Consider the following 21,972-nt stretch of genomic DNA (forward strand, 5'->3'; position numbering starts at 1 on the left):
GATGTCTGCCCGGCACGGACCCCCACCCCTAACCCCTCCCCACAAGGGGGAGGGAGACTTCCGTTGGCGCCGACCCACGCGAATCGCCTGTCTTTTCGGCGCCAAAGAAGAATTAGAGGCACACGGCAGCGTTCCCTCCCCCTTGTGGGGAGGCTAGGGTGGGGGTCCTCTTCGCAAGAGTCCATAGCCCTGCGTCGACGGGAGTGGTTCGGCGTAACGCCTACTTGACCGACACGCCCTATTTCACCGACATGCTGGGCCCGCCCTCAACAGCCAGCACCAGGCGGCGGTTGGTTATCCTTGCCAGTTGCGCCAGGCGCCCGGCCGGCCGCTCGCCATAGAGATCGGCCAGCGATGCCGGCAAGACCAGCGCCAGCACGCCGTTGGCGCGCTGTTCCCATTTCAGCCTGGGCATGATGCCGGGCATCGACGCCGTCAGCAGGTAGACGACGCGCATCATCGCGGCGAGCACGCGCGCCCGCTCCAGATAACGCGGCGGCGCCAGCGCCTTGATCTCGGGGGCGATGGCTTCGTTGAAGATGCCGTCGTGACGATAGGCGTTGGCCATGGCCAGGAAAGCACGGCCGGGATGGTCGACGCCGAAGAAGGAGGCGTGCGCGATGATGTTGAGCGATTGCTTGCCGCGATATTCGGGGTGCGCGCGCCAGCCGATATCGGCCAGCAATGCGGCCGCGTGGCGGTAGCGCGCCTCGTCCTCGGTCTCGTCGATGCCGAAGGCGGCAAAGGTTTTGGCGGTCCAGTCGACAAGTTCATGCGCATGGGTGACGGAGCGCGAGCGCAGGCGTGCAAGCTCCTCCGAGGCCGAAATCAGCGGATCGGCCTTCTGCTCCGCTTCGTCGAGCAGCGAATAGAGAAAGCCTTCGCGCACGCCGAGCGCCGAGACGATGATCTTCGACGGCTGCATCGCCGCCATGATCTCCTGCAGCACGACGGCGCCATAGGGCAGCAGCGAACGGCGGTTCTTGGAAACGCCTTCGATGCCCTTGACCTTCTCGATCTCGGCTTTGGCCACCTGCTTGAGGAAATTCGCCGCGCTTTCGGCCGAGATCTCGTAATGGTGCATGACGCCAAGCGGATAGTTGGTCATTTCCATGTGCAGCCGGGCGAGATTTCGCCAGGTGCCGCCGACGGCGTAGAAAGGCCTGCCCTGCCCGCCTTTCAGCAGCTTGGCCTTCGCCAGTTCGTCACGCGCGATCTTCGCCGCCTGGGTCAGCGAGTTCTTCGCCATGTCCTGCAGGCGCAAGCCGCCCAGCGGCAGTGTGATGCCGTCGCCGATCGCTTCGCCGGCGACGTCGACCAGTTCGAGGCTGCCGCCGCCCAGATCGCCGGCGATGCCGTCGGCCGGATGGAAGCCGGAAATGACGCCGAGCGCCGAATAATACGCTTCCTGACGGCCGCTGATGACACGGATCTCGGTCTTCAGCACCTCCTCGGCGCGGTGGATGAAATCAGGGCCATTGACCGCCTCGCGGGCCGCGGCGGTGGCCAGCACATACATCTGCTCGGCGCCGGCCTGGTCGGAAAGCGCGCGAAAGCGACGGAACTCTTCCATCGAGCGCGTCACCGCCTCGGGGTCGAGCTTGCCGGTCGAAACGATGCCCCGGCCGAGACCGGCCAGCATCTTTTCGTTGAACAGCATGGTCGGCGAGCGCGCCAGCCCCTCATAGACGACGAGGCGGATCGAGTTCGATCCGATGTCGATGATGGACAGCGGTCGGCGGTCCTGCAGCCGGCCCTGGGAATCAGACAGCATCAGCCGGACGCTGCAGCGTTCTTCTTGCGGCGCTTGAACTGCGCAATGCGCTTGGGCGCATGCGACTTCAGCGCGTCACCCCGTCCCGACAGGCTCGGATTGGTCATGAAATATTCCTGCGCGTTGAACGGTTCCTCGCCCTCCTCCAGCACGACGCGCCGGGAGGTTCCATCAGCCAATACGTCGAAACTTTGCTGATTGTCCATGATGTTGCCCAGCATGATCTGGCCAAGGATCTGTTCGTGCACAGTTGGATTCGTGATCGGCACCATGGTTTCGACGCGGCGGTCGAGATTGCGCGGCATCAGATCGGCCGAGGAGATGTAGACGATCGCCTCGTCCGACGGCAGGCCGTGACCGTTGCCGAAACAATAGATGCGGCTGTGCTCGAGAAAACGGCCGACGATCGATTTTACGCGGATGTTTTCCGACAGGCCCGGAACCTGCGGCCTCAGGCAGCAGATGCCGCGCACGACCAGGTCGACCTCGACGCCGGCCCGGCTGGCATCGTAGAGCGCGTCGATGATAATCGGATCGACGAGTGCGTTCATCTTCATCCAGATGCGCGCCGGTTTCCCCTGCACCGCGTAGGCAATCTCGTCGGCAATGTGCTTCAGGATACGGCTTCTCAGCGTGAACGGCGAGATCGCAAGCCGCATTTCGTCTGTCGGCTCGGCATAGCCGGTGATGAAATTGAACAGCTGGGCGACATCGCGGGCGATCGTCGGATCGGTGGTGAAGAAGGACAGGTCGGTGTAGATGCGCGCCGTTACCGGATGGTAGTTGCCGGTGCCGAGGTGCACGTAGTTGCGCAGCTTGCCGTCCTCGCGCCGCACCACCAGCGACATTTTCGAATGGGTTTTTAGCTCGAGAAAGCCGAACACGACCTGCACGCCGGCACGCTCCAGATCGCGCGCCCAGCGAATGTTGGCTTCTTCGTCGAAACGCGCCTTGAGCTCGACCAGCGCGGTGACCGACTTGCCGGCCTCGGCCGCGTCGACCAGCGCACGCACGATCGGGCTGTCATTGGAGGTGCGGTAAAGCGTCTGCTTGATCGCCACCACTTCCGGATCGGCCATCGCCTGGCGCAGGAACTGCACCACGACGTCAAACGATTCGTAGGGGTGATGGACGACGATGTCCTTCTCGCGGATGGCGGCGAAACAATCGCCGCCATGCTCGCGGATACGCTCGGGAAAACGCGGATTGTAGGGCATGAATTTCAGGTCGTCGCGAGGGACGGCGACGATCTCGGAAATCTGGCTGAGCGCCAGCGGCCCGGTGAGCACGCTGATGCGGCTCGACGACACGCCAAGCTCGCCTGCTACGAAGTCGCGCAATTCGCCAGGCATCAGCCTGTCGAATTCGATGCGGATCACCGAACCCCGCCGCCGCCGCTTCAGCGCCGTTTCGAACAGGCGAACCAGGTCCTCGGACTCCTCCTCGACCTCGATATCGCTATCGCGAATGATGCGAAACGTGCCGGAGCCCTTGACCTCATAGCCGGGGAAGAGCTTGCCGATATAGAGGCCGACCGCCTCTTCCAGCGGGATGAAGCGGACATGATGCTTGCGGTCCGGCAGGCGGATGAAGCGCTTCAGCGCCACCGGCAGGCGCAGCAGCGCGCTCATCTCCTCACCATTCTTGCGATGGCGCAATTGCAGGGCCATCGAGAAGCCGAGATTGGGGATGAACGGGAACGGGTGCGCCGGATCGATCGACAGCGGGGTGAGCACCGGGAACACCTGCTCCTGGAAATGGTCTTCCAGCCAGATTTTCTCGTCCTTGGTCAGCGCATCGCGGGTGATGCTCTCGATGCCTTCCTTGTTGAGCAGCACGGTGAGCGCCGAAAGGCTCTTCTGCTGGTCTTCCTGCAGCCGCTCGACCTCACGCAGCAGCTGTTCGAGCTGCTGTTCGGGGGTGCGTCCGTCAGGGCTCTTCAGCGTGATGCCCTCGCGCACCTGGCCGGCAAGACCGGCAACACGGACCATGAAGAACTCGTCGAGGTTGGCGGCCGAGATCGACAGGAAGCGGACGCGCTCCAGCAGCGGATGGTTGAGGTTCAGCGATTCCTCGAGAACGCGCCGGTTGAACTGCAGCCAGGAAAACTCGCGGTTGACAAACCGGTCCGGATTGCCGCCCTCCGGACGAGCCACCTCGACATCCACGAATTCGTTCTGCACCGGCTTCAGTTCGTTCATGATTCCCGCTCTTCCACACCGTCAGCCGGTTAGCCGTCTTTATAGCGACCCCATGGTCCCTCCCGAAAACCGAAATTGGTTTTCGGGTCAGGTCATGGGTTAATCGGCTTAACTTATCCTCTGACAGGCTTTTGCGACAGTTTCATTTCATCGAACTTGCAAAGAGCCCTGATATGATCCAGATGCAGACGAGACTGCGTTAAGGAGACGACGATGGCAGGCGGTTCCATTCCCCATTTTCAGAACGATGCGGGCTATCAGGCAATCGACATCGGCGTGAAGGAATTCATGTGCACGGGCGCCAATCCGCCTTTCGACCACCCGCATGTGTTTCTGGACATGGGCGACGACAACGAAAAAGTCTGCCCCTATTGCTCGACGCTCTACCGCTATTCTCCGAAGCTGAAGGCGACCGATACGCTGCCGGCCGGCTGCATCTACATCGATCAGGCCGCCTGAGTCTTTCGCGACCAGCCCGATGACCGACACGCGATCCCGGCAAATTGTCATCGCCGGGGCGGGTGTCGCCGGATTGACCGCAGCGCTTGCATTCGCCGAACGCGGCTACCCTGTTCGGGTGTTCGAACAGGCGCAGCGCCTGGAAGCTGCCGGCGCCGGCATCCAGCTCTCTCCCAACGCGACACGTATCCTTCGCCAGCTTGGCGTACTCGACAAGCTGCTGCCGGCAGCGGTGCGGCCGGAAGCCGTGGTGTTGAAGGAGGCCGCGACCTTGCGCGAACTGGCGCGGGTGCCGCTGGGGCAAGCCGCCGAAGCGCGCTGGCAGGCGCCCTATCTCGTCGCTCACAGGGCTGATCTGCAGAGCGCGCTGATGGCACGGGTTTCCGAGATACCGGATATCCATTTTACCACCGGCGCCCGCGTCAGCAGCGCTGCCACCGGCCCCCATGGCATCACCGCGACGGCCGAGATCGACGGCAAAACCATCAAGGCTGAGGGCTTCCTGCTGATCGGAGCCGATGGTGTCTGGTCGTCGGTGCGCGCACTTGTCGATTCGTCCAAAAGGGCGGCCTTGCCGACAAGCCATTTTTCCGGCGAGCTGGCCTGGCGCGCGACCATTGCCGCCGAAAGCGCTGCCGGACAAGCCTTTGCCGCGATCGGTGTAACCAATTGCGTCACCACCTTCCTGCATCCCGGCTTCCATATGGTGGCCTATCCCGTCAGCAAGGGTGCGGCCTTCAATCTCGCTGCCTTCACCAAGGGCGACCGTATTGCCGAGGGCTGGTCCGGCAATGCCGACGCCGGGATCCTGACCCATGCCCTGCGCGGCACCGCGGCAGGACTTGCCCGTCTGGTCGAACAAGCCGGCCCGTGGACGGCGTGGCCGATCCATACGGTCGACAGCAAACAACCTTGGACGACCGGCAACATGGCGCTGATCGGCGATGCCGCGCATGCGATGACGCCGTTCGCGGCGCAAGGCGCGGCGATGGCGATCGAGGATGCTGCGACGCTTGCCGACATCATCGCCGACTTCCCTGCCGACCCCCTGGCCGCACCTGCGACCTGGGAACAGTCACGGCGACCGCGTGTCGCGCAGGTCGCCCGACGCGGCGCTGTCAACCGGCTGGCCTGGCATGCCTCGGGTCCGGTGGCGATTGCGCGCAATGTGTTCCTGAAGGTGCGCTCGTCGGAAAAACTCGCGGCGGATCTGGACTGGCTCTACGGCTGGCGAGCAGTTGAGGCTGACGAAAGCTGAAACATGCGAAAGGTTGGCGGGACAGCACCCCGCTCTGTCCCGCAGGACAGAGGGGGGTGAAGGAAGGCGCCGTTGGCGTTCGACAGCAGCGTCTACGCCGAGTAGAAATAGAACTATGGCCAAATTCATCCGGTACAAGTTCGACCCGGCAAATCCGCCTCCACTAACAGAGCGTCAGAAAGCGGAGATCGCAGCCTTGAAGGCGCGACCCGAGAGCGATGTCGATACAAGCGATATTCCTGAGCTGACCGAAGAGTTCTGGCGGAGGGCGATCCGTCGGCACACAGCGGACTGAAGTCGGCGCGCGCTCCGCCTAATTATACAGCCTCATCGACAGGCCGAGCGATACAGGCAGCGGGTTCCACCAGCCGGTGCGCAGGCCGGCGATGCGCAAGGCCGCCGCCGTCCAGGTGTTGCAGCCGACCAGTGCGTTGAAATGGCCATTGGCTTCGTAGAAGCCGTCGAACCTGGAATAGGCTGCGTCCGGAACGAGGATCGGGCCTTCCGGTCCCCGCTGGAAACTGGCATCGATGAAATCGAGCAACGCCGCGAACCGGTCCTCGCCGATGTCGAACCCCGCGATATCAGCGCGCGATTCGACGATGTCACCGGCGACATCGACATGCATGACCGACGCGTCGAGTGTCAGTGCCTTCATCACCGGCACCGCCTTCAGCTCGGACCATGTCGGCGTCTCCAGGTAGAAGGCGCGGCCGCCCCAGCCGAAGACGATGTAGCGGACCTCCGGCCTGTCGGCCGGTATGCCCGCGTCGACCAGGAAATGGAAACGCCGGCGCACGGCGTCATCGACCGGGATGGCGATATCGGTGTGGATCGGATTGTTCAGCACCAGGATGTGGCGTGTCGCGGCTGGCACGGCGGCGGCGGCCGGCCACAGCGGCCGTGGCACGAGGGTGCCCGTCGTCACGGCGAGTGCGACGAGAACCAACAGAAGACCCAGAAAACGTCCCAGTCTTTTCATTGAAAGGCGGCCCTGCAAACGCACTCCGGCGACACGAACGCCCGCCTGTTCTCCCATACGCAAAAGAGCCCGGCAGTGTTTCAGCCGGGCTCTTCGTGGCCGTCGAGGCCTAGTGCAGGATCTGCGACAGGAACAGCTTCGTGCGCTCGTGGCGCGGGTGGTCGAAGAACTCGGCCGGCGTGTTCTGCTCGACGATCTGGCCCTGGTCCATGAAGATCACCCGGTTGGCGACCTTGCGGGCGAAGCCCATCTCGTGGGTGACACACAGCATGGTCATGCCTTCCTCGGCAAGGCCGACCATGGTCTCCAGCACTTCCTTGATCATCTCCGGATCGAGCGCCGAGGTCGGCTCATCGAACAGCATGATGCGCGGGTTCATGCACAGCGAGCGGGCGATCGCCACACGCTGCTGCTGGCCACCGGAAAGCTGGCCGGGATATTTGTTGGCCTGTTCCGGGATCTTGACGCGCTTGAGGAAATGCATGGCGATTTCCTCGGCCTGCTTCTTCGGCGTCTTGCGTACCCAGATCGGCGCCAGCGTGCAGTTCTCCAGGATGGTCAGGTGCGGGAACAGGTTGAAGTGCTGGAACACCATGCCGACCTCGCGGCGCACCTCGTCGATCTTCTTGAGATCGTTGGTCAGTTCCTTGCCGTCGACGATGATCTTGCCCTTCTGGTGCTCCTCCAGACGGTTGATGCAGCGGATCATGGTCGATTTGCCGGAGCCGGAGGGGCCGCAGATGACGATGCGCTCGCCGCGCATCACTTTCAGGTTGATGTCCTTCAGCACATGGAACTCGCCATACCATTTGTGCATGGCGATGATGTCGATGGCGACATCGGTCGTCGAAATCTGCATCTTGGCGGCGTTGACCTTGATCTCTTCGGCGCTGACGGCATTTTCGGTGGCCATGACAGGATCCCCTTTTTCTTTATCGTTGGTTGTGATGCATGTCGTTATCCCAAAACCGCTATACACTTTTGGGCGACATGCATCAGCGTTTGTGGCCGGTGTCGAGCCGGCGTTCGGTGTACATTGAATAGCGCGACATGCCGAAGCAGAACAGCCAGAAGACGAAGGCCGCGAAGATCAGGCCTGACCTCGCCGTCTGCGCGGTTGCCCAGTTTGCATCGGAGAAATTCTGTTTGACGATGCCGAGCAGGTCGAACATCGAGATGATGATGACCAGGCTGGTGTCCTTGAACATGCCGATGAAGGTGTTGACGATGCCCGGAATGACCAGTTTCAGCGCCTGCGGCATGACGATGAAATACATTTTCTGCCAATAGCCGAGACCGAGCGAATCGGCACCTTCATACTGGCCCTTGGGGATCGCCTGCAGGCCGCCGCGCACCACTTCGGCCATATAGGCCGCGGCAAACAGCGACACGCCGATCAGCGCGCGCAGGAACTTGTCGAACGACACACCCTCCGGCAGGAACAGCGGCAGCATGACGCTGGCGAAGAACAGCACGGTGATCAGCGGGATGCCGCGCACCGTCTCGATGAAGACGACGCACAGCGTCTTGATGATCGGCATCTTGGAACGGCGGCCGAGCGCCAGCACGATGCCGAGCGGCAGCGACACGGCAATGCCGACGAAAGACAGGCTGAGCGTCACCAAGAGCCCACCCCAAAGCGAGGTCTCGACATGCGGCAGGCCGAACATGCCGCCGACCAGCAGGACGAAGGCGACGATCGGCAGCACGAAGAACAGCAGCACCGCATTCAGCCCTTTGCGCGGCACCTTCGGGATAAGCATCGGCACCAGCAGCGCCACGAACAGGATAGCGACCAGGATCGGCCGCCAGCGCTCCTCGATGGGATAGCGGCCGAGCATGAACTGGCCGAACTTGGCGTTGACGAAAGCCCAGCAGGCGCCGGTCCAGCCATCCGGCTGGATGCCGCCTTGCGCCACCGTGGCGCATACGGTCCGGTCCGGTCCCGTCCACACGGCGTTGATGAACGCCCAATTGATGATCTGCGGCAGGATCATCGCCACCAGGGCGATGCCGACGATTGTCAAAATGGTGTCGCCGGTGGAAGCGATCAGGTTCTTGCGCACCCACGCACCGAGACCGGTGACGCCGGCCGGCGCCGGCTGCGCCAGCACCATTTCGGTGCGCACCCAGGACATATCATGTTCTTGCATGTCCTTACCTCACCTCTCCACCAGCGCCATCTTGGCGTTGAACCAGTTCATCACAAGCGAGGTCAGGAGGCTGATGGCGAGATAGATCACCATCATGATCACCACGCCCTCGACGGCCTGGCCGGTCTGATTCAGCACTGTCCCGGCGGTCGCCGTCAGGTCCGGATAGCCGATGGCGATGGCCAGCGACGAGTTCTTGGTCAGGTTGAGATACTGGCTGGTCAGCGGCGGAATGACGATGCGCATGGCCTGCGGCACGACGACCAGCCGCAGGATCGATCCGGACCGCAACCCCAACGCAGCGGCAGCTTCCGTCTGGCCCGCGCTGACACCCCTGATGCCGGCGCGCACGATCTCGGCGATGAAGGCGGCGGTATAGCAGGACAGCGCCAGATAAAGCGACAGGAACTCCGGCCGGACCTGGAAGCCGCCGGTCAGGTTGAAAGTCGACTGCTTCGGGTAGTCGAAACTCAGGGGAAAGCCGCTCAGCGCATAGGCGAGCAGCGGCAGCCCGACGATCAGCGCCGCGGATGTCCAAAACACCGGGAATTGCTGGCCGGTCGCCATCTGCCGTTGCCGCGCCTTGCGCGCGACGAACCACGCCATGGCGATGCCGACGAGCAAGGCGACGAAGATCAGCCAGGAGCCGTCGCCCCATACGGCGCGCGGAAAATAGAAGCCGCGCTGGTTGAGGAAGGAGCCGAACGGCAGGTTGTAGCTGTCGCGTGGTGCCGGCAGCACGGCCAGCACGCCGGAATACCAGAAGAAGATGACCAGCAGCGGCGGGATGTTGCGGAAGACCTCGACATAGACGGTGCAGATCTTCCGGATCAGCCAGTTCTGCGAGAGCCGGCCGATGCCGATGACGAAGCCGATGATTGTCGCGGTGATGATGCCGACGATGGCAACGATGAGCGTGTTGAGGAGGCCGACCAGAATGGCGCGGCCATAGGTCGAATCCGACGAATAGGCGATCGCGCTCTCGCTGATGTCGAAGCCGGCGCGGCCCTTGAGGAAGCCGAAGCCTGAAGCGATGCGCAGCCGCGTCAGGTTGTCGATGACGTTGTGGGCAATCCACCAGACGCCCGCCACCAGCAGCACGACGACCAGCACCTGGAAGAATATGCCCCGGATTTTCGGATCGTTGATGAAGGAGCCGCGGCTGGGCTCCTCGCGAAGTACGTCCTGCGATGCCATTCGACCGTCCCCTGGAAAGAGAAACCGGGAGGCAGATGATCTGCCTCCCGGATCACATTTCGATCAGCGGATCGGCGGCGCGTATTGCAGGCCGCCCTTGGTCCACAGCGCGTTGATGCCGCGCGCGATCTTCAGCGGGCTGCCCGAGCCGACATTGCGCTCGAACATTTCGCCATAATTGCCGACGGCCTTGACGATGTTGACCACCCAGTCATTGGAGACGCCGAGGTCGGTGCCGATCTTGGTATCGGCTTCCTGGCCGAGCACGCGCTTGATCTCGGGACTGGCCGAGTTCTTCATCTCATCGACATTGGCCTTGGTGATGCCGAGCTCTTCAGCCTGGAGCAAAGCGAAATAGGTCCACTTGACGATGTGGTACCACTGGTCGTCGCCCTGGCGAACGGCCGGTCCGAGCGGCTCCTTGGAGATGATCTCGGGCAGCACGACATGGTCGGCCGGCGCTCCCAGCGTCAGGCGGATGCCATAGAGGCCCGACTGATCGGTGGTGTAGACGTCGCAGCGGCCGGCGTCATAGGCGGCGTTGACCTCTTCCAGCTTTTCGAAGACGACGGGATTGTACTCCATCTTGTTGGCCTTGAAGTAGTCGGCGAGGTTCAGCTCGGTGGTGGTGCCGCTCTGCACGCAGACGGCGGCGCCCGAAAGCTGCAATGCCGAATTGACGCCCGGCAGCTTCTTGGCGTTGATCATGAAACCCTGGCCGTCATAGTAGGTGACGCCGATGAAATTCAGGCCGAGTGCCGTGTCGCGGTTGATGGTCCAGGTGGTGTTGCGCGACAGGATGTCGATCTCGCCCGACTGCAGCGCGGTGAACCGCTCCTTGGCGCTGAGCGGCGTGAACTTGACCTTGGAGCCGTCACCGAAGACGGCGGCCGCGACAGCGCGGCAGAAATCCGCATCGATGCCTTGCCAGTCACCCTTGTCGTCCGGTGCCGAAAAGCCGGCCAGACCGGTCGAGACGCCGCACTGGACGAAGCCCTTTGCCTTGACGGTGTCGAGCGTGGCCGCCGACGCGGCGGACGCCATCAATCCAAGCGTGGCGGCGCCCAGAATGCCGATAGCAATATGTTTCATGACCCACAGACCCTTTTCTCTGTTTTTCAGGAGTAAATCCTGATTTTTTTCTCCCGTGTGAACGCGGCTTCATCCCGGCCCATCCCAAAACCCCGCATCGTAACCGACGCGCCGCCTCCCATTCACAAATGTCATCGAAGGCGATAATTCCCGTGAGGTCAAGGGAAATGACCCAAACCCAAAGAGTTTGAAAACCGATTGCCGCAAATGCCTGATTTACAGACAAACGCGCCTGCGAATTGGTCAGCAGGGCCAATAAAGGCGGCAAGCTCATGCAACGCCAAAGCGGGGCCAATACGGGCCGCGGCAGCGAAATCCATCCCGGGCAATATCTCGTCGTTGTTGACCTCCGCGTGCGGCGAACTGCCAGGTCCCAAGATTGTCATCTGACGATTTACTGGCGGCTGCAGTCCAATACAGATCGCGGACGAAGACCGTTCTCAAAAAGCTTGAAAGACGATCCAGGTCCCGATGGCAGCCATCAACGCGCCTGAAACGCGCGGAATCAGCTGCCCGGTCGGCACCGTCTTCTCCAGCAGAACAAGGATGGCGATGCCGGCGATCCACAGCACGTTCATGACGCCACCGACGAACAGCAGGGCCATCAGCGCCCAGCAGCACCCCAGACAATAGGCGCCGTGATCGATGCCCAGCCGAAGCGCGCCGAGCGGAGCGGAGCGGAATCCGCCATGGCCGGCCAGGAACGCGATCGGCGCCTGACATTGGCGCAGGCAGACGCCCTTCATCGGCGTCCATTGATAGAGACCGGCGGCGATCAGGACGAGGCCGCCGAGGACCGCGCTGCCGGCCGCCATCGAGGGATCGAGCAAGGCAAGACGGGCGAGCAGCCATTGCGCACCGGTCGCCACGAGGCTGAAGACGACCCAGACGGCGAGGTAGCCGGCAAAAAACCATCCCGTCGAAGCGATGGGCCTGCCATCCGCCCGGGCCTTGCGGCCGACACCGGCATAGAGCAGCAACATCGGTGCGACCGAAGGCGTCATCATGCCGACCATCATCACCGCCCACATCGTGAAGATGAAGGCGAAATCGGCCAATGCCCAGGCCCGGAAGCCGGGCGCCACGGCGGCGCCCATATCCATGCCGGCCATACCCATGTTCGACCCGTCCATATTCGACATGTCCATTCCGGCCATGTCACCGCCTCCGCTGTCCGGCAAGGGGGAGCCGGGCATGACCATGTCGGCGGCGAGCCACAGCACATAGGCCCAGGCGAGCACGGCAATCACCACGAGCGCGGCCATCACGACCGCGCGATCGCGCCGCAGCACCGCCTCGAGGGCCGTATCGCCCATTGGATCAGGTCAATGCACGATGCCGCTCTGCGTAAGATGCAGATTGGCGAAATGGCTGTGCGTATCGGCCAGCTCGAACTTGATCGGGCCCGTCGCCTTGGTCCAGCCGCGCCCGACCTCGGCGATGGCGTATTCGAAGCCGTGCGGCAGGTCGATGCGCGCCTGGTGCGCGGCCCCGGTGACCGGATTCCGGATCGGTTCGCCGCGACCGTCGGTTATACCCTCGACATGCAGCTGACCGGTTCGCGCGTCGACGTCGATCTTGAATTCGATCGGAGCGAAGATCGGATCGTGGAATTTCTCCAGCGTGGTCGAGAAGACCTGGAATATCGTTGCGCCCGGCTCGGTGTCCAGACCGCCCAATATGCGAAGCAGCGCGCCACGTTGGGCTTCCGTCGCCCTTTCATCGATAATCACCGCGGCCTCGCCCCCGCCCTGGTGTATGGCGCCGGGCCAGCTGAAAATCCCGACGAACCGCAACCCGTCGAGCTTGGTGTCGCCGTGATGGCCGCTCTCGATTTCCATGCCGGCGACCGCTTGGCAGAATCCGTAGGTCGGCATGGCGTTGAACTGGCACGGGCAGCCATAGGCGCAGTTGCAGTTGATGAATTCGCTGGCCTTCATGGCCCATTTGACGTCCGGCATGTCATTCCTCCCTTGCCGCACTCACGCTTCATGAGCGCGGTCCGGATCGTGGAGGACCAGAAGTCAACCGGCAGCAACCATCCGGCAGCATCTGATCGAAGCAATCCGGCGATTAATATTAGCTATTAATCATATACCATTCACAGCCGCCCACAATAGGCCGATCGGCAAAGGTAGGACTCCGAGCAGCGATTCCGATTTGAACGGCTGAGGATCGACGCCGCGCTTAGGCCCAAGCTGCAGGGACCCGGCGTAACAGGGGGATATGAAGCCCAGGCTCGCACCAAGCTGCATGCCGTCGTAGATGCACTCGGCCTGCCGGTCCGCTTCGAGGTTGTGGACATCGCCATCAAGTCACTCCACTAACTTTCTTCCTCAATTAGAAAACGAAATTTCCGAATTATGAAGGACGCTTCCGTGATGCAGATTGGATTCTTGGGCCTGGGAACCATGGGCAAACCCATGGCCGCAAACCTTGTCAAAGCCGGATACAGGGTCCGGGTGTGGAACCGTTCGCAGGAGCCAGTTGCCGCTCTTGCCGCGCTCGGCGCCGAGATAGGAACCGATCCACGCCAGGCGGCCGAAGGCGCGGAGGTGCTCATCTCCATGCTCGCGGATGATGCGGCCACGCGCGCCGTCGTCATCGACGGCCAGGTGCTGGACGCACTGAAGCCGGGCGCGATCCACATCAACATGGCGACGGTCTCGGTCGCCTTCGCGAACGTAATGGAGCTACTGCACCGGGAAAAAGGCGTCGGGTATGTCGCGGCTCCGGTTCTCGGGCGGGTGAACGTGGCCGAAGCTGGTCAGCTCAACATCCTTGCGGCAGGTGATACTGAAGCTTTGGGACGCGTACAGCCGCTGTTCGATATTCTTGGGCAGAAGACATGGTGTTTCGGAAGCCAGCCCGAACAGGCCAACGCCATCAAGCTAGCCGTGAATTTCATGATCGGCAGTGCTATAGGGACGATGGGCGAGGCCGTGGCGCTCGCGCAAGGTTATGGTGTCCCCAAGGGCAATTTCATCGATCTGATCACATCCACGATCTTCGCCGCTCCCGTTTACAAGGGTTATGGCGGCGCGATTGCGGAGGAACGCTTCGAGCCGGCCGGCTTCAGGCTGACGCTTGGTCTGAAGGATGTGCGTCTCGCTCTGGAAGCCGGGGAGAAGGTCAACGTCCCGATGCCTATAGGCAGCGTTCTCCGCGACAATCATCTAGATAGCGTGGCGCACGGCGAAGGCCATCTGGATTGGGCCGCGCTGTCGCGTGTTTCCACGCGCCGTGCAGCGCAGCAGTGACCATAGCAGCAGAGGCGCCATCCTCCTTGCGCGGGCTTTCCATGCTGCTGGCCTGCGCATCCGGGCTGATCGCCGCCAACATTTATTATGCCCAATCCCTTGTCGGTCCGATCGGCGCCGCTCTCGGCCTCTCGCCACGAGCCGGGGGCTGATCGTTACGCTGACGCAGATTGGCTATGGGTTGGGATTGTTGCTCATCGTGCCGCTCGAAAATCGCAAGCTCGCGGTCGCATTGATCATCGTGGCTATAGCCGGACTGCTTGGCGCGGCCGCCAGCACTATGCTGAGAGCAACCACGACAACAGTGCGAGCAACGTGCACCCTACGAGATGCTTCGGGCTAGCGCAGTTGCCGACGATGCACACCGCTAGGGTCACGCCGTACCCCCGCATCGCTGTTTTTGCCCCGACGAATTGGCATATTCGAAGTCCAACTCCTGGCGGACAGTGGCTGTTGCACGGTCCATAGCGCCGCACTATGGCTAGCGGCTTGTCAAACAAGGCGACGCAGAAATGGCGAAAGACGGCAGCGAGCACGGCGGGATGGGCATCAACACGCGGCTTGCCCATTCGGGCAACAATCCGCACGACTATTTCGGCTTCGTCAATCCGCCGGTGGTGCATGCTTCGACCGTGCTTTTTCGCGACGCGGCTTCGATGGCGGCGCGCACCCAGAAATACACTTACGGCACGCGCGGCACACCGACGACCGATGCGCTTGCCCAGGCCATAGACGCGCTGGAAGGCTCTGCAGGCACGATCCTGGTGCCGTCGGGCCTTGCGGCGGTGACGGTGCCGCTGCTCGCCTTCGTGTCGGCCGGCGACCATCTGCTGATCGTCGATACCGTCTATCATCCGACCCGCAATTTCGCCGACACGATGCTGAAGCGGCTGGGCGTCGAGGTCGAGTACTACGCCCCCGATGTCGGCGCCGGCATCGCGGCGTTGATCAAGCCCAACACCAAGGTGGTGTTCACGGAATCGCCGGCCTCCAACACGTTCGAGGTGCAGGACATCCCGGCCATCGCCAAGGCGGCGCACGCCGCGGGCGCCATCGTCATGATGGACAACACGTGGGCGACGCCACTCTATTTCCGCCCGCTCGACCACGGCGTCGACATCTCGATCCACGCGGCGACCAAATACCCGGCCGGCCATTCCGACGTGCTGCTTGGCACGGTGTCGGCCAATGAGAGCTGCTGGACGCATCTTTACGAAAGTTTCTGCACGCTTGGCTGCTGCGCCGGGCCCGACGACGTCTACCAGGTGCTGCGTGGCCTGCGCAGCATGGGCGTGCGCCTCGAACACCATCAGCGCAGCACGCTGGCCATCGCTTCCTGGCTCGAGGGCCAGAAGGGCGTGGCCCGCGTGCTGCACCCCGCCCTTCCCAGCCATCCGGACCACGATTTGTGGAAGCGCGACTTCTCCGGCTCGAGCGGCATCTTTTCCATCGTGCTTGCCGGTGGCGGCCAGAAGCAGCAGCACGCTTTCCTCGACGCGCTGCGGATCTTCGGCCTCGGCTATTCCTGGGGCGGCTATGAGAGCCTTGCCGTGCCTGTCTGGCTCGGTGATCGCGTTGTCGCGAAAGCCTCCTATGAGGGGCCGTTGATCCGCCTGCAGATCGGCCTCGAGGACGTCCACGACCTGAAGGCCGATATTTCGCGCGGCCTGACCGCCGCGGCGGCTGCGTAGCGGAATTCTATTCCCTCAAATCGGGGTTTCCCGGATCAGTTTGGCTTTCAAATTCAACGATGCCGCGTCATTGCGGATCAGCACATTTTCGACTTCCCCTGGAATACCGGCAGAGTTTTCGATCCATGGCTTTCCGCCTTTTTGTTCCCATTCTTGCCGGCGCGACGCTGCGCGAGCGTCTCGTCGCCTGTATCGGCGCGACGATCGGCATTGCGCTCACCGGCGTGATCGCCAGCCTTGTGCTCGGCAACGGCCCGCATGTGCCGCTGCTGGTGGCGCCGATGGGGGCGTCGGCGGTGCTGCTGTTCGCCGTGCCCGCCAGTCCGCTGGCGCAGCCATGGTCGATCATCGGCGGCAACACGATATCGGCACTGGTCGGCGTGATCGTGGCGCATTTCATCCACGAAACCGCCCTTGCCAGCGGCATCGCGGTGGCACTGGCCATCGCCGCCATGTCGTTCACGCGCTGCCTGCATCCGCCGGGCGGAGCGGCCGCGCTGACCGCGGTGCTGGGAGGGCCTGCCGTCATCAGCGCCGGCTTCCTGTTTCCATTTGTGCCGGTGGCGCTGAACTCGATCCTGCTGGTGGCGCTCGGCTATGGCTTCCACAGGCTGGCCCGGCGCAATTATCCGCATGTACCGGTTGCAGCGCCGGCGAACAGCCACGGCACCGGCGATCCGCCGGCGCAACTGCGCGTCGGCTTCCGCTCCGAAGACATCGATGCCGCACTTGGCGCACTCGACGAGACGTTCGATATCGATCGCAACGATCTCGACCGGCTGCTGCGGCAGGTCGAATTGCAGGCGATGGTGCGCGCGCACAAGACCCTTCTGTGCGAGGACATCATGTCGCGCGATGTGATCTCGGTCGATGCTCACACCTCCACCGAGGCGGCGCGCCAATTGCTGCTTGACCACAACATCCGGACCCTGCCGGTCGTCAATGCGGAGGCCAGGTTGGCAGGCACCGTAGGGTTGCGCGAACTCACCCAGGCCTCCGGGACGGTCGGATCCGTTATATCGCCCGCGGCAACAGCCGCCGCAGGCTTTGCCGCCATGGGTCTGTTGCCGGTGCTCACCGACGGCCGCAGCCACGCCGTCATCATCGTCGACGACGACAAGCGGATTCTCGGGCTGATCACCCAGACCGATCTGTTGGCGGCCACAGCGCGCCTGCAGGCTGCCTGACAAGCCTTCACTCGCACTGTAGGGTAGCGGCCGCCGGGCCCGGCAGAAAATCTTCGGGAACCTTTTGCCGGCGACAGCGTCCAATCTCCCGATCGAGATCTTGGTTCGGAGATTGGGTTGAGGAAAGTGGCCATGCCCGCTGTGTTGACGGCCGTGCCTTCCGCTGTGCCAGGCGAGATGCAGCTTGTGCACCGCGCGCTGGCGCGCGACGGCGATGCCTTCCGCACCATCATCAAGACACACAATCAGCGGCTCTACCGGATCGCGCGCGGCGTCGTGCGCAATGACAGCGAGGCCGAGGACATCGTCCAGGAGGCCTACGTCAAGGCTTTCGCCCATCTCGATGCGTTTCGCGGCGACTCCTCGCTCGCCACATGGCTGTCGCGCATCGTCATCAACGAGGCGCTCGGCCGCCTGCGCAAAAGGCGCAGAACGGTGGCACTGCCGGAAAATCCGCAAGCCGAGATCATCCGGTTCCCCCTCAACCCCAGCGACGATCCGGAACGGACGATGGCGCAAAGGCAGGTCCTCCAACTGGTCGAACAGGCCACAGACAGCCTTCCCGACGTCTACCGGACGGTGTTCGTGGCGCGGGTGATCGAGGGGCTGAGCATCGAGGAGACCGCCGATCTCCTCGGCGTGCGGCCGCAAACCGTCAAGACAAGGCTGCACCGCGCCCGCGCCCTCGTGCGCAAGGCGCTGGACGATCAGATCGGGCCGGTGCTGCTCGATGCCTTCCCCTTCGCCGGCCGGCGTTGCGAACGACTGACCAGCGCGGTCATGCGGCGGCTCGGGCTGGAAAGCTGAGCCTCACCGGATTCAGTTGATTTTGGCGGGAACGTTTGCCGCTGGCCAGCATCCAATGACCGTCAACCGAAAAACACTGTCCGGGGCGATTTCAGCGTCCCGACGAAGGAGATGCCATGTCCATCCGACACACTGCCGCGCTCGCCGCCATGCTGCTGCTCGGCACCGCCCCGTTCGCGCAAGCCGCCGACAAGCCAACCGATCCGCAGATCGCTCACATCGCCTATACGGCCGGGGTCATCGACGTTGAAGCGGCCAAGCTGGCCATCGAAAAATCGAAGACCAAGGAGGTCGTGGATTTCGCCAACGACATGGTGCGCGACCACGAAGCCGTGAACGTGCAGGCGCTCGATCTGGTGAAGAAGCTCAAGGTCACGCCGGAAGACAACGCCACCAGCCAGGCGCTGACCAAAGCTGCGGCGGAGGAGCGGGCCAAGCTCGCCAAACTCGACGGCGCTGCCTTCGACAAGGCCTATGTCGATAACGAGGTCGCCTACCACAAGCAGGTCAACGGCGCGCTCGAAACCCTTTTGATCCCGTCGGCGCAGAATGCCGACCTGAAGAGCCTTCTGGAAACCGGCCTGAAGATTTTCCAGGGCCATGAGCAGCACGCCGAGCACGTCGCCGGCAGGCTCAAGTAAGGACCGGGAGCATGCCGAAACGCCATCTGTGGATTGCGTTGACGCTGGCCGTCGGTACCGTTCCGGCGCGAGCGGAAACCATCCAGGTCATCATCGACAGGCTGGTGTTCTCGCCAGCCACCGTCGAGGCCAAGGTCGGCGACACGATCGAGTGGGTGAACAAGGATGTGTTCGCCCACACGGCCACCGTGAAAGGCGGCTGGGAAGTGATGATCCCGCCGAAGAAATCCGCAAGCCTGACATTGAAGGCCGCGGGACCGGTCGACTATTTCTGCCGCTTTCACCCCAACATGAAAGGCCGTTTGGTGGTGACGCCCTGATCCAACGCCAACGAGTGCATGTCGCCCAAAAGTGACCTCGGCATAAAAACAAAGACCTGGTCGCCTGGCCTTTCAGGCGACCCGCTTCAGGCTCGCCTGGCCTCGTCGGGACGCGCGATATGCGTCCACGAGCCGTCATAGCCCGGCTCGCGGCGTGCCATCCAGGCATTCAGCCCTTCGCGCAGATCAGCGGTCGGGGCCATGCGGGCGAACTGCTCGGCCTCGACCAGCAAACCTTCGGCGATGCTCTGGTTGAGGCCGCGGGCCACTGCCGTGAGGATGCCGGCAATCGCCAGATCGGAGTGTCGCAGGATACGCCTGGCCAGGCCGATCGCGGCCGGCATCAATTCGGCATGCGGCACAACCTCGTTGACGAGACCCAGCTCAAGCGCCCGCGGCGGCGCAAACCAGTCACCGGTCAACAGCAACTCCAGCGCCCGCTTGCGCCCGGCGAGCCTCGGCAGGCGTTGGGTTCCACCGAAGGTCGGCGGCATTGCGAGGTTGATTTCCGGCTTGGCGAACAAAGCGCGGTCACTGGCGATGGCGAGCGGCACCGCCTCGGTGATTTCGCAGCCGCCACCAAAGGCAATGCCGTTGACGGCAGCGATGACGGGCTTGCGAAACGCTTCCAGTCTTGCCGTCAGCCGCTGCCCGCGCATGACGAAGTCACGCATCGCGACATCGACGCCAAGCGCCACGCTGGCCGAGAACTCGTGAATGTCGCCGCCGGCCGAAAACGCCCGCTCCCCTGCTCCGGTCAGAATGACCGCACGAACGCTGTCATCGACTTCAATGTCGTCAAGGATCGCAAGCAGGCGATCGATCAGGGCATAGTTCAGCGCGTTGAGCTTCTCCGGCCGATTGAGGGTGAGGATGGCAATCCCATCCCGGGTTTCGTTGAGGACAAGATCGGTCATTGGCTCTTCCTTCTTCATCATACTGATGACCGGAAGACTATGCCCCTTTCCGCTTGTGTATATTCACTAGTCGGTATACCTAAGCTCATGCCTGACACGCAAAGTCCTACACGCAAACGCATTGTCGATGCCGCGACCAGGCTCTTCTATGCCGAAGGAATCGGTCGCGTCAGCGTCGATGCCGTCGCCGAGGAAGCGGGTCTCACCAAGCGCACGCTCTACTACCATTTCAAGAGCAAGGACGACCTCATCGCCGCCTATCTCGATGGCCGCGACCAACCCAATCTGAAGCGGATGGCCGGCTGGTTCGATGCCGCCGAAGGCGGCGCGGATCGCAAAGTCGAGGCGATCTTCACCAATCTGGCGAGGTCCGCTCGTCACCCGAAATGGAAAGGATGCGGCTTCCTGCGCACGGCCGCCGAACTCGCCTCGATGCCCGGACATCCGGCGGTCAAGGTCGGCGCGCGGCACAAGCTGAATTTCGAAACATGGCTGGCCGGCGCCTTGTCGGACCATGGCGTCGGTGAGCCGCCTGCCTTGGCACGCGAGATCGTGCTTTTGATCGACGGCTGCTTTTCGATCATGCTGATCCACCGCAACCCCGATTACATCGAGGCCGCCGGACGCGCCGCGGCGACGCTGGTGCGGGCGCGAATTTCAGGCAGCCAGGTCTAATACGCGACGCGCTTTAAGCCTTTGGTTTTATGCATGTCGTTGCGCCAAAACCGGGGCCACTTTTGGGCGACATGCATTAGAACCCAAACGCCAGCCATGCGGTGCCGGCGGCCAGCGTTATCAGCGTCAGCGGCAAGCCGACCTTGAAAAAAGCGCCGAACGACAGCGTCGTGCCGGCGGCGCGTGCCTGTTCGGCGACGATCAGATTGGCGACCGAACCCAGCAGCGTGAAATTGCCGGCCAGTGTCGAGCTCATGGCGACCACCAGCCAGGCGCGCTCGGGGTTTTCCAGGCCGGGTATGAAAGGCCGCAGCGCCAGCACGGCCGGGACATTGCTCATGATGTTGGAAAGCACCGCGGTGAATCCGGACAGACGCCAGACATCGTCCAGCCCGAGGTTCTTTGCCGAGGCGATCATGTCTGGCGAAAGAAGCGTCTTTTCGGCGCCGGCGACGACCACGAACAGACCGGCGAACATGAACAGCAGCGGACCGTCGATCTCGCGGTAGATGCGTTCCGGCTTGATCGCCCGGGTAAGCAAGAGGATGGCGCCGCCGATGAGCGCGGCCTTGGCGACAGGCACACCGGCGAAGAAGGCGATTGCCAGCCCGATGCAGACCACCACCGCCTTCAGCACCTGCCCCTTGTGCATGCGGCCACGCGAGACCTCGGGCGTCAGTTGGACCGTTCGGGCGAATTCGGCCCGGTAGACGATGCGGATGATGACAACGACCGCGACGAGGCCGAAAAGGGCGACCGGAGCCAGCGCTGCCGAAAAGGCCGGATAGGAAATGCCCGACAGCGCGCCGATGACCATGTTTTGCGGATTGCCGGTGATGGTAGCGACGCTGCCGCAATTCGACGCGGTGGCGGTGGCGATCAGATAGGGGATCGGGTTGCGCTTGATCACACGGGTGACATGGACAACGATCGGCGCCATGACGAGGCAGATGGCGTCGTTGACCAGGAAGGCGGACAGTACGCCGGTCAGCAGCGTCACCATCACCAAAAGCATGAAGGGCGCGTGCGCGTGCTCGATGGCGATGGCGCCAAGGCCGCGAAAGGCGCCTGACACCTTCAGATGCGCCACCACGATCATCATGCCGAGCAGAAGCGTGATGGTGTCGAAATTGATCGCCCGGTAGGCATCCTCCATGCTGAGCGCGCCGATAGCGATCATCGCGGCCCCGCCGAGCAGGGCGATCCCTGCCCGGTCGAGGCGCAGACCGGGGATGCGGCCAATGGCGACACCGGCGTAAGTCAGGATCAGGATCAGCAGTGCCGCCGCGCCCATCAATGTCATCGATAGAAGTCCTGCCCAGTCTGTTTCCGCGCCGAAGCCTGCCACGGAGGCCATT

21 protein-coding genes and 1 pseudogene are annotated in these 21,972 nt (G+C 62.9%); 11 read left to right on the top strand and 11 right to left on the bottom strand.

Annotation, left to right across the window (positions count from 1 at the left end; genetic code table 11):
* Positions 1-238 precede the first annotated feature (238 nt).
* Both ppx and AC0L3E_RS27340 read right to left on the bottom strand, forming a co-directional pair.
* The gene (gene ppx, locus AC0L3E_RS27335) at positions 239-1,774 is read right to left on the bottom strand and encodes an exopolyphosphatase (protein ID WP_127270757.1); all 1,536 of its coding nucleotides are present in this window, start codon (positions 1,772-1,774) and stop codon (positions 239-241) included.
* Positions 1,774-3,975: an RNA degradosome polyphosphate kinase gene (locus tag AC0L3E_RS27340; RefSeq protein WP_127270759.1), complete on the bottom strand. Its 2,202-nt coding sequence runs from the start codon at positions 3,973-3,975 to the stop codon at positions 1,774-1,776. The genes ppx and AC0L3E_RS27340 overlap by 1 nt, the downstream gene beginning before the upstream one ends.
* A gap of 213 nt (positions 3,976-4,188) precedes the next feature.
* Here AC0L3E_RS27340 and AC0L3E_RS27345 point away from each other — a divergent pair, with 213 nt between their 5' ends.
* The 3 genes from AC0L3E_RS27345 (at position 4,189) to AC0L3E_RS27355 (ending at position 5,987) form a co-directional block, all read left to right on the top strand.
* A complete protein-coding gene (locus AC0L3E_RS27345; protein ID WP_473606059.1) occupies positions 4,189-4,434 on the top strand; it encodes a zinc-finger domain-containing protein in 246 nt (81 codons plus the stop codon).
* Positions 4,435-4,453: 19 nt separating this feature from the next.
* A complete protein-coding gene (locus AC0L3E_RS27350) occupies positions 4,454-5,692 on the top strand; it encodes an FAD-dependent monooxygenase (RefSeq protein WP_473606060.1) in 1,239 nt (412 codons plus the stop codon).
* A gap of 115 nt (positions 5,693-5,807) precedes the next feature.
* Complete coding sequence (locus AC0L3E_RS27355; RefSeq protein ID WP_127381244.1) at positions 5,808-5,987, top strand: hypothetical protein; 180 nt, start codon at positions 5,808-5,810, stop codon at positions 5,985-5,987.
* 18 nt (positions 5,988-6,005) lie between these two features.
* Here the strand turns inward: AC0L3E_RS27355 and AC0L3E_RS27360 are convergent, their stop codons facing one another.
* The 7 genes from AC0L3E_RS27360 to AC0L3E_RS27390 form a co-directional block, all read right to left on the bottom strand.
* Complete coding sequence (locus tag AC0L3E_RS27360) at positions 6,006-6,674, bottom strand: TIGR02117 family protein (protein ID WP_292139851.1); 669 nt, start codon at positions 6,672-6,674, stop codon at positions 6,006-6,008.
* Positions 6,675-6,783: 109 nt separating this feature from the next.
* A complete protein-coding gene (locus AC0L3E_RS27365; protein ID WP_031213892.1) occupies positions 6,784-7,533 on the bottom strand; it encodes an amino acid ABC transporter ATP-binding protein in 750 nt (249 codons plus the stop codon).
* Between the two features lie 136 nt (positions 7,534-7,669).
* Positions 7,670-8,827, bottom strand: coding sequence for an amino acid ABC transporter permease (locus AC0L3E_RS27370; RefSeq protein ID WP_027037850.1), 1,158 nt, complete (start codon positions 8,825-8,827; stop codon positions 7,670-7,672).
* A 9-nt stretch (positions 8,828-8,836) separates the two neighbouring features.
* Positions 8,837-10,024, bottom strand: coding sequence for an amino acid ABC transporter permease (locus tag AC0L3E_RS27375; protein WP_023814121.1), 1,188 nt, complete (start codon positions 10,022-10,024; stop codon positions 8,837-8,839).
* Between the two features lie 63 nt (positions 10,025-10,087).
* Positions 10,088-11,116 carry an amino acid ABC transporter substrate-binding protein gene (locus AC0L3E_RS27380; RefSeq protein WP_027037851.1) on the bottom strand — a complete coding sequence of 343 codons (1,029 nt, stop codon included), beginning with the start codon at positions 11,114-11,116 and terminating at the stop codon, positions 10,088-10,090.
* 440 nt (positions 11,117-11,556) lie between these two features.
* The gene (locus AC0L3E_RS27385) at positions 11,557-12,432 is read right to left on the bottom strand and encodes a DUF2182 domain-containing protein (protein ID WP_128307605.1); all 876 of its coding nucleotides are present in this window, start codon (positions 12,430-12,432) and stop codon (positions 11,557-11,559) included.
* A gap of 9 nt (positions 12,433-12,441) precedes the next feature.
* Positions 12,442-13,077, bottom strand: coding sequence for a DUF1326 domain-containing protein (locus AC0L3E_RS27390; RefSeq protein WP_128307604.1), 636 nt, complete (start codon positions 13,075-13,077; stop codon positions 12,442-12,444).
* Between the two features lie 399 nt (positions 13,078-13,476).
* Between AC0L3E_RS27390 and AC0L3E_RS27395 the strand changes: the two genes are divergently transcribed.
* The 7 genes and pseudogenes from AC0L3E_RS27395 to AC0L3E_RS27425 all read left to right on the top strand — a co-directional run bounded on the left by AC0L3E_RS27395 (position 13,477) and on the right by AC0L3E_RS27425 (position 19,022).
* Positions 13,477-14,376 (top strand): NAD(P)-dependent oxidoreductase, encoded by a 900-nt coding sequence (locus AC0L3E_RS27395; RefSeq protein ID WP_430981669.1) that lies wholly within the window; start codon positions 13,477-13,479, stop codon positions 14,374-14,376.
* 41 nt (positions 14,377-14,417) lie between these two features.
* Positions 14,418-14,656: pseudogene (locus AC0L3E_RS27400) on the top strand (MFS transporter); the annotation flags it as partial.
* A 232-nt stretch (positions 14,657-14,888) separates the two neighbouring features.
* A complete protein-coding gene (locus tag AC0L3E_RS27405) occupies positions 14,889-16,067 on the top strand; it encodes a cystathionine beta-lyase (protein ID WP_128307603.1) in 1,179 nt (392 codons plus the stop codon).
* A 125-nt stretch (positions 16,068-16,192) separates the two neighbouring features.
* The gene (locus AC0L3E_RS27410) at positions 16,193-17,254 is read left to right on the top strand and encodes an HPP family protein (protein WP_027037856.1); all 1,062 of its coding nucleotides are present in this window, start codon (positions 16,193-16,195) and stop codon (positions 17,252-17,254) included.
* A 132-nt stretch (positions 17,255-17,386) separates the two neighbouring features.
* Positions 17,387-18,061, top strand: a complete 675-nt coding sequence (locus tag AC0L3E_RS27415) for an RNA polymerase sigma factor (RefSeq protein WP_128307602.1) — start codon at positions 17,387-17,389, stop codon at positions 18,059-18,061.
* A 116-nt stretch (positions 18,062-18,177) separates the two neighbouring features.
* Positions 18,178-18,702, top strand: coding sequence for a DUF4142 domain-containing protein (locus AC0L3E_RS27420; RefSeq protein WP_128307601.1), 525 nt, complete (start codon positions 18,178-18,180; stop codon positions 18,700-18,702).
* 11 nt (positions 18,703-18,713) lie between these two features.
* On the top strand, positions 18,714-19,022 hold the full coding sequence (locus AC0L3E_RS27425) for a cupredoxin domain-containing protein (protein ID WP_128307600.1): 309 nt from the start codon (positions 18,714-18,716) through the stop codon (positions 19,020-19,022).
* Positions 19,023-19,108: 86 nt separating this feature from the next.
* Here the strand turns inward: AC0L3E_RS27425 and AC0L3E_RS27430 are convergent, their stop codons facing one another.
* Positions 19,109-19,939 carry a crotonase/enoyl-CoA hydratase family protein gene (locus AC0L3E_RS27430; protein WP_127319249.1) on the bottom strand — a complete coding sequence of 277 codons (831 nt, stop codon included), beginning with the start codon at positions 19,937-19,939 and terminating at the stop codon, positions 19,109-19,111.
* 87 nt (positions 19,940-20,026) lie between these two features.
* Between AC0L3E_RS27430 and AC0L3E_RS27435 the strand changes: the two genes are divergently transcribed.
* A complete protein-coding gene (locus AC0L3E_RS27435) occupies positions 20,027-20,614 on the top strand; it encodes a TetR/AcrR family transcriptional regulator (protein ID WP_164748925.1) in 588 nt (195 codons plus the stop codon).
* Between the two features lie 76 nt (positions 20,615-20,690).
* On the opposite strand, the gene AC0L3E_RS27440 is transcribed toward AC0L3E_RS27435, so the two are convergent.
* Positions 20,691-21,917, bottom strand: coding sequence for an anion transporter (locus tag AC0L3E_RS27440; protein WP_127319253.1), 1,227 nt, complete (start codon positions 21,915-21,917; stop codon positions 20,691-20,693).
* Between the last annotated feature and the right edge of the window lie 55 nt (positions 21,918-21,972).

The sequence above is a fragment of the Mesorhizobium sp. WSM4822 genome (genome assembly GCF_055811155.1).

Coding starts and splice junctions, on each gene's coding strand:
- ppx (WP_127270757.1), bottom strand. CDS start 1,774: ATGCTGTCTGATTCCCAGGGCCGGCTGCAGGACCGCCGACCGCTGTCC.
- AC0L3E_RS27340 (WP_127270759.1), bottom strand. CDS start 3,975: ATGAACGAACTGAAGCCGGTGCAGAACGAATTCGTGGATGTCGAGGTG.
- AC0L3E_RS27345 (WP_473606059.1), top strand. CDS start 4,189: ATGGCAGGCGGTTCCATTCCCCATTTTCAGAACGATGCGGGCTATCAG.
- AC0L3E_RS27350 (WP_473606060.1), top strand. CDS start 4,454: ATGACCGACACGCGATCCCGGCAAATTGTCATCGCCGGGGCGGGTGTC.
- AC0L3E_RS27355 (WP_127381244.1), top strand. CDS start 5,808: ATGGCCAAATTCATCCGGTACAAGTTCGACCCGGCAAATCCGCCTCCA.
- AC0L3E_RS27360 (WP_292139851.1), bottom strand. CDS start 6,674: ATGAAAAGACTGGGACGTTTTCTGGGTCTTCTGTTGGTTCTCGTCGCA.
- AC0L3E_RS27365 (WP_031213892.1), bottom strand. CDS start 7,533: ATGCAGATTTCGACGACCGATGTCGCCATCGACATCATCGCCATGCAC.
- AC0L3E_RS27370 (WP_027037850.1), bottom strand. CDS start 8,827: ATGCAAGAACATGATATGTCCTGGGTGCGCACCGAAATGGTGCTGGCG.
- AC0L3E_RS27375 (WP_023814121.1), bottom strand. CDS start 10,024: ATGGCATCGCAGGACGTACTTCGCGAGGAGCCCAGCCGCGGCTCCTTC.
- AC0L3E_RS27380 (WP_027037851.1), bottom strand. CDS start 11,116: ATGAAACATATTGCTATCGGCATTCTGGGCGCCGCCACGCTTGGATTG.
- AC0L3E_RS27385 (WP_128307605.1), bottom strand. CDS start 12,432: ATGGGCGATACGGCCCTCGAGGCGGTGCTGCGGCGCGATCGCGCGGTC.
- AC0L3E_RS27390 (WP_128307604.1), bottom strand. CDS start 13,077: ATGCCGGACGTCAAATGGGCCATGAAGGCCAGCGAATTCATCAACTGC.
- AC0L3E_RS27405 (WP_128307603.1), top strand. CDS start 14,889: ATGGCGAAAGACGGCAGCGAGCACGGCGGGATGGGCATCAACACGCGG.
- AC0L3E_RS27410 (WP_027037856.1), top strand. CDS start 16,193: ATGGCTTTCCGCCTTTTTGTTCCCATTCTTGCCGGCGCGACGCTGCGC.
- AC0L3E_RS27415 (WP_128307602.1), top strand. CDS start 17,387: ATGCCCGCTGTGTTGACGGCCGTGCCTTCCGCTGTGCCAGGCGAGATG.
- AC0L3E_RS27420 (WP_128307601.1), top strand. CDS start 18,178: ATGTCCATCCGACACACTGCCGCGCTCGCCGCCATGCTGCTGCTCGGC.
- AC0L3E_RS27425 (WP_128307600.1), top strand. CDS start 18,714: ATGCCGAAACGCCATCTGTGGATTGCGTTGACGCTGGCCGTCGGTACC.
- AC0L3E_RS27430 (WP_127319249.1), bottom strand. CDS start 19,939: ATGACCGATCTTGTCCTCAACGAAACCCGGGATGGGATTGCCATCCTC.
- AC0L3E_RS27435 (WP_164748925.1), top strand. CDS start 20,027: ATGCCTGACACGCAAAGTCCTACACGCAAACGCATTGTCGATGCCGCG.
- AC0L3E_RS27440 (WP_127319253.1), bottom strand. CDS start 21,917: ATGACATTGATGGGCGCGGCGGCACTGCTGATCCTGATCCTGACTTAC.